General features: G+C 53.4%; 8 protein-coding genes and 1 pseudogene. 4 read left to right on the plus strand and 5 right to left on the minus strand.

All coding sequences use genetic code 11. The features are described from left to right. Positions 1-21: 21 nt before the first annotated feature. Positions 22-513, minus strand: a complete 492-nt coding sequence (locus FGS84_RS17620) for a dihydrofolate reductase (protein WP_138309761.1) — start codon at positions 511-513, stop codon at positions 22-24. A gap of 7 nt (positions 514-520) precedes the next feature. Beyond that, on the minus strand, positions 521-1,012 hold the full coding sequence (locus FGS84_RS17625; protein WP_138309762.1) for a dihydrofolate reductase: 492 nt from the start codon (positions 1,010-1,012) through the stop codon (positions 521-523). 217 nt (positions 1,013-1,229) lie between these two features. On the opposite strand from FGS84_RS17625, the gene thyA reads away from it, so the two are divergent. Next, positions 1,230-2,060: a thymidylate synthase gene (gene thyA, locus FGS84_RS17630; protein ID WP_138309763.1), complete on the plus strand. Its 831-nt coding sequence runs from the start codon at positions 1,230-1,232 to the stop codon at positions 2,058-2,060. Positions 2,061-2,152: 92 nt separating this feature from the next. Here thyA and FGS84_RS17635 read toward each other — a convergent pair whose 3' ends face one another. Genes FGS84_RS17635 through FGS84_RS17645 form a run of 3 tightly spaced genes read right to left on the minus strand, consistent with a single transcriptional unit; the run spans position 2,153 to position 10,765 of the window. Beyond that, entirely contained in the window at positions 2,153-3,097 is a 945-nt protein-coding gene (locus FGS84_RS17635) for a ketopantoate reductase family protein (RefSeq protein ID WP_138309764.1), read from the minus strand. A 14-nt stretch (positions 3,098-3,111) separates the two neighbouring features. Continuing rightward, complete coding sequence (locus FGS84_RS17640; protein ID WP_138309765.1) at positions 3,112-7,170, minus strand: UvrD-helicase domain-containing protein; 4,059 nt, start codon at positions 7,168-7,170, stop codon at positions 3,112-3,114. Then, the gene (locus tag FGS84_RS17645) at positions 7,148-10,765 is read right to left on the minus strand and encodes a PD-(D/E)XK nuclease family protein (RefSeq protein WP_138309766.1); all 3,618 of its coding nucleotides are present in this window, start codon (positions 10,763-10,765) and stop codon (positions 7,148-7,150) included. The genes FGS84_RS17640 and FGS84_RS17645 overlap by 23 nt, the downstream gene beginning before the upstream one ends. 53 nt (positions 10,766-10,818) lie before the next feature. Between FGS84_RS17645 and FGS84_RS17650 the strand changes: the two genes are divergently transcribed. From FGS84_RS17650 to FGS84_RS17660, 3 genes and pseudogenes are all read left to right on the plus strand, one after another. Then, positions 10,819-11,256, plus strand: a complete 438-nt coding sequence (locus FGS84_RS17650; protein ID WP_138309767.1) for a hypothetical protein — start codon at positions 10,819-10,821, stop codon at positions 11,254-11,256. Between the two features lie 168 nt (positions 11,257-11,424). Continuing rightward, positions 11,425-11,853 (plus strand): LysR substrate-binding domain-containing protein, encoded by a 429-nt coding sequence (locus tag FGS84_RS17655; RefSeq protein WP_243130009.1) that lies wholly within the window; start codon positions 11,425-11,427, stop codon positions 11,851-11,853. Between the two features lie 157 nt (positions 11,854-12,010). Next, positions 12,011-12,136: pseudogene (locus tag FGS84_RS17660) on the plus strand (helix-turn-helix transcriptional regulator); the annotation flags it as partial. Between the last annotated feature and the right edge of the window lie 22 nt (positions 12,137-12,158).

Genomic DNA, 12,158 nt, shown 5'->3' on the forward strand with positions numbered 1-12,158 from the left:
GCGTGTTGAACAATTTTTTTATTACTTTTTCCGCCGGAACCTCCGGAAGGTATAACAGAGGTCAAAATAGGTCTGTTCATCCCCCTCTTCCGCCAGATACCAGCCCTCATCCTCTTCCAAATCAGGAAAATACGCATCCCCGTCATAGGAATAGTCAATGCTGGTCACATGGGCCTGCGTACAGTAGGGAAGAAACTGCCGGTAAATACTCTCCCCTCCTATGATATAGATATCATTTTCATCGTAGTTCTCCAGGGCCTCCAGCGCCTCTTCCAGGCTGTGGCAGACAGCCGCGCCCTTTACCTTATACTGCATATCATGGGTCAGGACAATGTTTACCCTGTTTCCAAAGGGCTGTCCTCCCGGCAGTCCCTCCAGTGTCTTCCTTCCCATGACCACCACCTTGCCGGCTGTCTCCTTAATGAACATCTGTCGGTCCGCGGGAATGGTCACCAATGGCCTGCCATCCTTACCGATGGCCCAATGCCTGTCCGCTGTCACACAAAGATTCAATGTAATATCACCTTACCCTTCCGTATATTCTGAATTCGAAGGATATGCCTTCATGCTCCTTTGCATCACTGACCGACTCCAGCTCCCAGTCCCCATTCCGGTCCAGATTTTCAAAATCCGTGTCCACATCAAAGGTGCGGCGGATATAAGTCACATATGCCTTGGTGCAATACGGCAGAAACTCCCTGTATATCATGCCTCCGCCGATAACAAACACGTCATCCTCACCGCAGCCCTTTAATGCCTCCAGCACATCCTCCACCCTCTGGTACACCCGGACGCCCTCAGGGGCATATTGTTCATTTCTGGATAAAACAATGTTCACACGGTTTTTGAGGGGCTTTCCTCCCGGAAAGCTCTCCAGGGTCTTACGGCCCATAACCACTGTCTTGCCCCTGGTGGTCTCCCTGAAATACTTCATGTCTTCCGGAAGATGCGCAAGGAGTCCGCCGTCCCTGCCAATCCCCCATTTTTCATCCACTGCAACGATTAAATTCATGCGCAAGTACCTCCCATATTTTTCCAACAATGATTCATCCCTGCCGCCTGCTTTTACACAGGCCTGCCCTGACACTGGTCTTGACAGATTATATCACGAAACCCTTTGAAAGAAAAGGTGATAGAAAGGCTTAACCTGAACTTACTCCACAAATGTCTTCCTAAACAGCCTGTCCTCTGTTATAATGATTCCATATTTAAAATGGAGGACAATAAACATGAGCTACGCAGACCAGATATTCATACAAAACTGCAACGATATATTGGAACACGGCGTCTGGGATACGGACTATGACGTGCGTCCCGTATGGGAGGACGGCACTCCGGCCCACACCATTAAACGCTTCGGCATCGTGAACCGCTACGACCTCACCAGGGAATTTCCCGTCATCACCCTGCGGCGTACTGCCTTTAAGTCAGCGGTGGACGAGCTGCTGTGGATATGGCAGAAAAAGTCCAACAACATCCACCACCTGAACAGCCACATCTGGGATTCCTGGGCAGATGAATACGGCAGTATCGGCAAGGCTTACGGTTACCAGCTGGGCGTAAAGCATCATTATAAGGAAGGGGATTTTGACCAGGTGGACCGCATCCTGTACGACTTAAAGCACAATCCCTTAAGCCGCCGAATCATGTCCAACATCTATAACCACCATGATTTATGTGAGATGAACCTTTATCCATGCGCTTACAGCATGACCTTCAATGTCTCCGGCAATACCCTGAACGGCATCTTAAACCAGCGTTCCCAGGATATGCTGACAGCCAACAGCTGGAATGTATGCCAGTACGCTGTCCTGCTTCACATGCTGGCACAGGTAAGCGGCCTGAAGCCCGGTGAACTGGTTCATGTCATTGCGGACGCTCATATCTACGACCGCCACATTCCCATGGTTCAGGAGCTTTTAAAACGCGAGCCCTATCCCGGCCCCACCCTGTCCATGGATACCTCCATCCAGGACTTTTATAAGTTCACCACAGACAGCTTCCGGCTGGAAAATTATCAGTATCACACCTTTAGCGGGAAGATTCCTGTGGCTATATAGGCAGGACACACAAGCGAATAAACGTGAAACAAAAGACGGATGGCTGCCTTACGGTTCATCCGTCTTTCGTTCCGCACCTAAGTCTATTTCTTTTAAAAAAGTCCCTCATTCTTCTGTTCCAGCACCTTGATTCCATGGTAAAACATTTCATTATAAGGCGTAGGCACTCCCAGCTCACGGCCCATGCGGATGATGGTGCCGCCGAACATCTCCACCTCTGTCTTGCGGCCTGCCTCAATGTCCTGAAGGGTGGACGGCTTATTTTTAGGGGGCACATCCTTAAGCACGCCGGCCTGTTTTTCCATATCCTTCTCCGACAGGTCGATTCCCTTTTTTCCGGCAATGGCTATGACCTCACGCATCAGTTTTTCCCGGATAAAATTGGCATGGCTGCTGACGCTCCAGGCTCCAAAGGGAATTCCCAGGACAGCAGCGCTCTGGTTCTCACTGACATTGCACATGTATTTATACCAGATGGCCCGCTCCATATCCTTGGGAACAACAGTACGGATGCCTGCCCGCTCAAACAGTTCCTTCACGGCCTGAACCCTGGGGGACACTATCTCATTGTACTTTTCCCCCATTTCAATCCTGGCAGCCTTGGGATTAAAGGAGGCGCAGCCGTCCTTCATGACAACGCTCACCTTTGCCAGGGAATAGAGCAGATTGTCCCAGCCAAATACCTCCGCCACCTTATCCTCTGCCTCCACCCCGTTCAGGGGAGCCATAATAAGGGTATCCGGGCCAATCTGGTTTCTTATGTCCTCCAGCGCCTGGGGCAGGGCGGGAAACTTGGTGATGATAATAGCTAAATCCGGATAATCCTGACCGCAGGTTTCCTCCGGGGACATGGTGCGGAAACGGTAATTAACCCCGTTGACCGTGACTCCCTCCTGTTCCAGGCGCTGGCGGCGGCTGCCCCCTGCAATCACCCGAAAATCATTTCCCATCATCGGGCCAAGATGGCTTGCCAGGAAACAGCCGATGGCTCCCAGTCCTATGAGGGACACAGTCCTTATTTCTCTCTTCTGATTCATCCTTATTCCTTCTTTCATACGTTTATACTCATCTGAAGCGCAAGAGAATAGATGATGCGCTCTTTTACATGCTTCTCAGTGAGCTGCGTCAGTGCGCGCTCATAATAGTCCAGCTGGACCCTGTAGCGCTCTGCCAGTATCTTTGCTCCCTGCTGCGGATTTCCTTCCGGCACATGGTCTGTCTTATAGTCAATGAGGACCAATCCGTCCTCTTCCTCCAGATAGGCGTCAATGATTCCCTGTATAAGCACCAGCTCGTCGGAATCGCCAAGTCCCATTTCCCTTGCAGGTATGCCTATGATGAACTGCTGTTCCTTATGGATACGTCCCTCAGACTGTGCTTTGGCCATACGCTTTCCAAGGGGACTGGACAGGAAATTCCATATAACAGCTGGCTGGATAAAATCATGGGCCTCCTGATCCAGGAAACCATCCTCCAGCAGTTTATCCACCACAGGCTTTACCTCCGCCGGACCGTGTATATCATGAAAACAAATGTGCTCCAGGACTGCATGGTAAGCGGTTCCCCGCAGGGCTCCGCGGTTCGGTCCAGGCGGGGACTTGGGCCTGTGTTCACCGGATTCCCCGATTTCCCCGGCTTCCGGGGCAGCCATATTCCTGCCCCCGGTCAGCGCCTTCAGACCGTCCAGGGGGATTCCCTCCAGATTACCGCTGTCCGTGCCAATGGCGTCCTCTGCCCTTCCTATCTGGCTCTGCTTCTTCAGTTCGGATACAGACACCATGGCGTACAGCCCGGTGTCTGATTCATAAGGATATTTATATTCCAGGGCTTCCCTGAGACGTGCTCCAAATGCTTCATCATACACCGTATCCTTATCCAGGTTCAGAAGGTCTTCCTTTTTCATCTTCCGTATAATCTGGCGGGTGATTTCTCCGCCAATCAGGTCCTTTACCTGAATCTGGCGCATTTCCATATGGGAGGACGGGATGGCGGGCTGCGCCATAAGGAGCCAGTCCAGGCAGGAATTAGCCGAAGCCAGTATGGTATAGGGGAGCTGGCCCCCGGAAAAGGGAATGTCCCTCCATTTTCCCAGCTTATTTTCCAGCGATTTGTCTGCGGCTGTCATAATCAGCTTTTCCTTTGCCCTGGTCATGGCCACATAGAGGACCCTGAGCTCCTCTCCCATTGTTTCCAGCTCCATCCGCCGCTTCAGAGCCTGCTTTTTTAGGGTCGGCGCCTTGACCCGCAGATTCAGGTCCAGAAAATCCGCTGCCGCGCCCAAATCCGCATCCAGAAGAATCTGGCCGTACGCATCCTGCTTGTTAAACCGCTTGCCCAGGCCTGCCAGGAATACCACCGGAAATTCCAGGCCCTTGCTTTTGTGGATACTCATGATGCGAACCGTGTTGTCCTGCTCGCCGGCCACACTGGCCTCGCCAAAGTCTGTATCGAATTTTTTCAGCTTCTCAATGTATCTCACAAAATGGAACAGGCCCTTGTAGCTGGTGGATTCATAGGCAGCAGCCTTTTCCACCAGCATGTCCAGGTTTGCCCGTCTGGTCTCCCCTGCCGGCATGGCGGACACGTAGTCATAATATCCGCTTTCTTTGTATACCCGGTACAGCAGTTCATGGATAGGCAGATGCCTTGCCTCCCTCCGCAGCTGTTCCATAAGAAGAAACAGCTTAAGGGATTTAAGTGAAATGGAATGGGCTGCCTTTTCCGGTATGCCGGACAGGCCTACTGTAACCCATCCTTCCTCCATACCCGGATTTTTCTCCGGGCCCGGTTCACCCTCCGGCCCTTCCTCCGGGTCCGGTTCACCCTCCGGTCCTTTCTCCGGCCCCGGCCCATCCTTTGAGCCCGGACCTTCCTCCAGCCAGAGTCTCCACGCCCCGTACACGCCCCTGTCCTGTCCCTTTTTAGAATTCCGTTTGTAGGCAGCCATCATCCAGGCCATTTCCTCATCATCCATCCCCACAACCGGCGAACGCATGACTGCCGCCAGAGGGATGTCCTGCATGGGATTGTCGATAACGGACAGAAGGCTCAGGATTGTCTCCACCTCAACCGTGTTAAAATATCCGGTTCTGGTCTGGGCAAAGGCCGGAATGCCTTCGTTCATCAGCACATTTACAAATACCTCGGACCAGCCGGTCATGCTTCTGAGCAGGATGACCATGTCGCCGTAACGGGCCCTGCGGTATGCTCCCCTGGATTTATCCCACACCATAAGTCCCTGGCTCTCGCTTACCAGCTGGCGTATCCTCCCTGCAATCAGCCTTGCTTCCAGCTCCTTTGCCGTATAGTCAAGGGAATCTTCGTCCAGCTGCCTCAGCGTCTCTGCGCCTGTATCCACCAGAAGCAGTTCAGTGGGAGTTCCGGCTTTGAGCGAAACGGTTCCGCCTTCCTGTCCGCCGCTCTCCCTGGCATCCGGCTCCTGCCCGCCAGCCTCTTCCTCATCCAATTCCAGGCCACAGACCGTATTCCTGCTCACTTCCTCAAATTTCGCGCCCGGATAAAGGGCTGTCTCATCTGTATATGTGATTCCTCCCAGATTCTTTGTCATGATTTGATAAAACACATCATTGACACTGGTAAGCACTGACTCCCTGCTCCGGAAATTCTGCTGCAGCTCTATCATCTGGTATAATCCGCTTTCCCTGGAATAATTCTCATATTTATCCATAAAAAGCTCAGGCCTGGCCAGACGGAATCTGTATATGCTCTGCTTCACATCCCCCACCATAAACACGTTGGGATGGCCGGACCGTTCCCTGGAAATACTGGTAATCAACGCCTCCTGGACATAATTGCTGTCCTGGTATTCATCCACCAATATCTCCTCGTACTGCCGGCTCAGTTCATCCGCTACCGGTGAAGGACGGCGGGATATCTTACCTTCCCCATCCCCCTGCTCTGCCGTGTCCGCCTGCTCTGACCCGTTATCCGTCTCTTCCCCATCCCCCGGTCCCTCTCTCTTATACAGAACCTCCAGGGCCAGATGCTCCAAATCATTAAAATCCAGCACATTCCGCTCTCTCTTGGCTTCCCTGTATGCCTGGTCGAACATGCCCGTAAGCTTTAAGAGTTCCCGGATAACCGGCCTGGTCCCCCTCATGCTTGCCACCACTTCCTCCGGGCTCTGCTGGCCGTAGAGCTCCCTGCATTTTGCCACAGCCTTCTTAACCCGGTCCCGGCAGGCACTCACAAATGCCTTTTTATCACCGTCAATATCCTTGCTCCGGATGGAGGCCAGCCGGTCAAAGCTCATGTTCTGAAGGCTGTGATACAGGGCTTCAAAGCTGCCTGCCGCAGCTGCCCTTCCTATGGCCTCTATCTTGCTCCTGTCGCTTACAAGCATCGGCTCATAAGCCAGGGGCCCGTTTTCCTCCCTGCACACCTTAAGGGCTTCCCCCAGCTGCCCGGAAAGCTCCTCCATCTGCCTGGCTGCATCCTCCATAAGGAAAACCATCCAGGGACTTCCCTCCATCTCCTGAATGTTCTCCTCCTCCAGCTCCTTCTGGCAGGAGGCAAGCCACTCCCCCGGCCATGGATGGCTCTGTGAGAACTGCCAAGCCTGGAGAATCACATCCTCGATTCCCCGGTCTGACTTTCCCCGGCCGAAGTGCTCCACGAACCTGGCAAACTGCTCATCCGCCTCATCGTAACAGCGCTCCAGCATTTCCCCCATACAGTCCCCCCTTAAAAGGGAAAGCTCTCCCTCATCCCCGATACGGAAGGCCGGGTCTATATCCAGGCTGTTATAATGGCTGCGTATGATGTTCAGACAGAAGCTGTCAATGGTGGTAATCTGGGCCTGGGGAATCAGGGCTGCCTGGAGCCACAGATGCTCGTCCTCAGGGCGTTCCTTCAGCTTCTGCTCCACCGCAGCTCCAATCCGCTCCCGCATCTCCGCCGCAGCCGCATTCGTAAATGTCATTACCAGCAGCTGGTCAATATCCAGAGGATGTTCTCCTTCACTTATCATCTGGATGATACGCTCCACCAGCACGGCTGTTTTGCCGCTGCCGGCAGCCGCGGACACCAGAAGGTTCCTGTTCCTGCTGTCTATTACCTCTTGCTGTTTACTGGTCCAATTCACTGCCATCTGCTTCCTCGTCTCCTTCAGCTTCCAATTCCGCCCAGATTTCCTCCGGTTTAAGTCCCCTGAGCTTGCGGTATCCATATCCTGCTGTCTTGGTGTCAAATCCGCATACAGCATGGTAGGGACAATAATCGCAGGCCGTCCTGCTTCCCTGTTTATATGGCTTTAAGTCCACATTTCCCCTTAAGATGTCCTGTCCGGCCTCCCTGAGCTTCCGGTTCACAAACCGGCGCAGGTCCTGGAAACGCCGGGTGCTGGCCACGGATGAACGGCTCTCCTGGACATAACCGTCCTTTATGGCAACGGGTATCACATCAGACTCCTTTTCAATCTCCCTGTCCAGATGATGGATAATATCCAGCTCACTGTTTACCAGCCCGTTCATCCTGAGCTGTTTTAATATCTGTTTTTTGATATCCTTTTCATCCATACCCTCCTGCTTATCCGCTATCGGGTCACCTATGTGGTAGTAGAAAATACCGGCCGGCACCACCTCCTTATCCGGGTGCCGCCTCTCCTCCATCTCCACCGCCGCGTCCATGTAAACCACCAGCTGGAGCTGTAAGCCATAGAACAGGGCAGCCAGGTCAAAGGACGTGGTTCCTGACTTATAGTCAATGATTTTCACATATACGTGGTCTTCATCCCTGCACAAATCCATACGGTCAATGCGTCCCCGGAGCTGCAGCTCCTCGTCCTCTGACAGACCGATGCGCATGGCCTTCAGGTTATCAATGGCTGAAAAGGACACCTCAAATCCCACCGGTTCAAAGTCGCCCTTTTTCACCTGCTCTGCCAGGGCCCATATGGTCCTGTCCGTAATCCGCTCCACCCGGCCTGCCAGGTACGCGTTGCGGGCTGAGCTGGACATGATTGTATTGCCGTATTCTTCGGTTACCTGGGTCACGCATTCCTTAACAAGGCTTTTTCTGCCCTCTTCCGTCAGCTCCCGCCAGTCCTGTCCGCTGTCCTTCATATAGGCAAAACACCTGTCTATGGACTGGTGGAACAGGTTGCCCATGTCCACTGCTTCCAGCTCATACTCCTGCCGTTCCATCAGTTCCAGCCCGTACCGCAGGAAATGGGCGTAGGCACAGGAGGCGAACTGTTCCAGCCGGGTCACGCTGCCCTGTAATTCCCGGCCGTAAAGGGCCCTGGCAGCCGCCCGCCCGATTCCTCTTTCCTCATAGGAATAGAATGCAGCGTCCAGGAGCTGCCTTACCTTATGCCGGTGCTCCTCCGAGTGATAGAAATGTTGAAAGAGCTGCAAAAAGGCGGCTTGCTCCTGTTCCCTTCCGTCCTCATCCTGTTCCTGCATTTTGCGTAGTCCCTGTATAAGAAGCTCCCTGGCATCCCCTTCAGTCCGCACCGGCCATTCCACGGAATGCTCATCCAGGGTTTCCATTTCCGGAAACAGCTTTCCCACTTCTCCCATGAGGTTGGAGGGCCTCTGGCTCTTGCCGTCAGACGTAAGACCAGCATAGGTGAGCACCAGCTGTCCGGACGGCTTGGACATCATGAGATACAGGTAAAACTTCTGGATACAGCCATCCTCTTTCACCGTGGGCGCCAGCTCTATATCCATTTTTCTGAGCGCAGCCCTGTCCCGGTCCGTCAAAAGGCTTCCCCCGCTCTTCCGCTGGGGCACCGTTCCCTCATTCACGCCCACAAAAAACAGTACCTTCACTGCCTCCAGACGGCTTCGGGTGATATCACCCACCATAACCTGGTCAACCGTGGCAGGAATTACTCCCACCTGGATTTCCTGGAATCCAGCGTCCAGAATCTGGATATAATTCTTCATATCCGCCTTTTCCGCGCCCAGGAGTCCCTCCAGCCGTTCAAACAGCTCCAGGACCCGGTCATAGACCTGACCGTACTCCCTGGCCAGATTCTCGTCCCCAGGCTCCCTGCGCTCCAGGAAGAAGTCCCTGTAGTCCTCCAGCTTTTCCCTCAGCCTCATATGCTCCAGGAACCGGCGGAGGGCGGCCGTGACAGAGGCAATCGTGGCCCCCTCTGCCTTAAAAGCCTCCCGCAGCGGCCTGAGAGGCTCCAGTATCCACATACGGTATTCGTTCAGTTCCTTCAGGTTCAGCTTTTCACCGCCCCTGTACTGCCGTTCCCAACAGGAATCCCAGCGTTTCCACCCGCGTATGCCCAGGGCCCGCACATAATTTTCCAGCCGGTCCGTCATATTTTCCACATGTTCCCTGGAACCGTCAAACCCGGCTTCACTATCATGCTTTGGGGAAATGCCGTCCACGGCCCGGCCTGTATCCGCCTCCGAATCCATCCCGGCCTCATCATACACCGACCCGGCCCTATCATACACCAGCCCGGTCTTCAGGTACCGGAACACGCTCTCATAGGAGAAATCCTTCACCATCTCCAGCGCCGCGCGTATCAGCTCCACCATGGGATTTTCCAGGATACTCTTCTTATCATCCAGGAAATAGGGTATCCCGGCCTCGTCAAACTGGTGGGCCAGCTCCCGGCCATAGGATGGTAGGTCCCCGGTAATCACGGCTGCATCCCGGTAGCGCAGCCCTTCCTCCTTTATCATCTGCTCAATCCGGCTGCACACATAGGCTGCCTCTCCTGCCGGGTTGCGTCCCTTGTACACCAGGATACGCTCTGTCTTTCCCTCCCAGGTTTTTCCGGAATACCGGTACAGGTTCTGTTCCAGAAAGTCCAACTCCGGACTTTCATTAAACCGCCAGGCCGGACGACGGTTACAGATAATGTCCTCCTTCTTCGTGATTCCGTGCTGCTTTGCCATGGATGCCACGCGGCACACCGTATGGCGGCTCATATGGAACAAATGCTGGATGCTGCTCTCCTTGTAGGCGTTCTCCCTGGAATCAATGGTAACCGTGCACACCACATCCCTGGCATGCACCAGGAACAGCTCCACCAGCCTGTACTGGACCGGCGTAAAGCCGGTGTAGCCGTCCAGAAGGACGACGCTGTCCTTAAGGGGCTCCCACTTTGGAAGCTCCCTGCAAAGGATGTCCAGAATCTCCTCAGCCGTAATGTAATGGCTCTCTATATACTCCCTGAAACCACTGTAAATCACCTCCAGGTCCTTAAGCTTCTGGACCAGAATGGGGGCAGCTGTCACCTCCCCCACTTCCCGCAGCATGTCCGGAGTAATGCCGTACTGGTACAGCTCCGAAATCTGGGACTTAAGCTGGCTGATGAAGCCGGTCTGCTCCAGATGGCCCTTGTAAAGGGACAGTTTCCCCCTCTTTAAACCGGCCACCTTGCGCAGCACCATGGATTTTCCCATGTCATCCAGCACAACCGGGATTCTGACTCCCAGGTCCTCAAACACCCGGTAAGCCAGACGCTTAAAGCTGAGGATATCTATGTTCATGACCCCGTGCCTGGGGTGGAGACGGATGATTTCCTTCTGGGTCTGCATGGTAAACTGCTCCGGCACCACCACCAGATACCTTTGTTCCGGATGCTCCATGGACTCCTTTATGACCCGGTCATAGAGCATCCTGGTCTTTCCTGAGCCTGCTCCTCCCAATATGAACTGTAACGCCACCTTTTCTCTCTCCTTCCGGCGGACGGGACAACGAAAACTTCTCATATTTCCCCGCCCTGCAACATAAGCTTTAACAAACTATCTTAGAGGTCCTGACTATGAGCTCTAAAACCAAAATTGTGGTACTAAGGATGAAGGAAATCATCTACACCGCAATCTTCGTAGGCCTTGCCATCCTTTTAATTACCCTCTGTTTCATCATGTTCCGGCCTGGGAAGGACAATGTTTCCGTCTCCGCTGAACCTGCCGGCTATCTGCCGGGCGTATACAGTGCGGCACTGACACTTGGCAGCGAAGATGTAAATGTAAAGGTAACTGTGGATAAGAACCGCATCACCTCCATTGACCTGGTTCCATTAAGCGAGGCTGTCACCACCATGTACCCTCTGATGCAGCCCACCCTGGACGACCTGGCCGGCCAGATTATAAGCAATCAGTCCACGGAGAACCTTACATATCCCAGCACCTCCCGCTATACCTCCACGGCCCTGTTAAATGCCATCAACACAGCGTTAGACAAAGCAAAGGCGGATTGATAAAAGCGGACGGATGTATCCCAAAGCACTCCTGCACGTCTTAAAGCTCCTGCCCCTTGTCATGAAGGCGGGGGCTTTTTTGACGCGTCAAATGTAAAAAAACGGCAGATTGCTCTACCGTCTTATCCTCTGAAAGAATATATTTTATCGTACCATGTTTCCCGGTATGTGTCAAGTTGGCGCCAGGGCAGTTTGAGAAGCCGGAATATGTCGTTGGCTGTCAGTCCCTCCAGCACTCCCGGAACCTACATCATCTCCCAGCCCGCCTCTGTCGGCTCGGATGTGCTTTGCTGCGAACCGCTGATGGAGGGACGCCTTTCCTTAGACCCGTCCGGTCTTTATGTGTCCGGCAACATTGAAGCCATCAAACGCGGTATCCGCAACCGTCAGGGCATCTCCTTCATGTCCGAATATGTGGTGAGGCAGGAGCTGGAATTAGGGCTTTTGAAACAGGTGCCTCTTCTGGACCATCCCGGACTGAAACGGCAGCTCTATACCATTTTCCGCAGGGATACCCAGTTCAAGCTGTCTACCAGGCTGTTTCTGGAATTTTTCAGAAAGGCCGCGGAGGATAACCGGCTGTTATCACAGCTGTAGGTATGACCCATAATCATCAAGACTCCCGCCGGCATAACCGCTGGTTAAGAAAATTCTCCCATTGTTTAACAATGCCTCCATTGTGCGGCGCTCTCTCATGGACTATACTAATTATATCCGGCCGGACAACATTACAAGAGTGAAGGAGATTTATTACATGGACATAAATATAGGCCCGCGCATTGCGGCGCTGCGCAAATCCAAAACCATGACACAGGAACAGCTGGCCCTTGCCCTGGGCGTGTCGCCTCCTGCTGTCAGCAAATGGGAAACCGGAGTTTCCCATAGTTAAAGATACCACACCA

This window comes from Clostridium sp. 1001271st1 H5 (genome assembly GCF_005845215.1).
GTDB lineage: Bacteria > Bacillota > Clostridia > Lachnospirales > Lachnospiraceae > Enterocloster.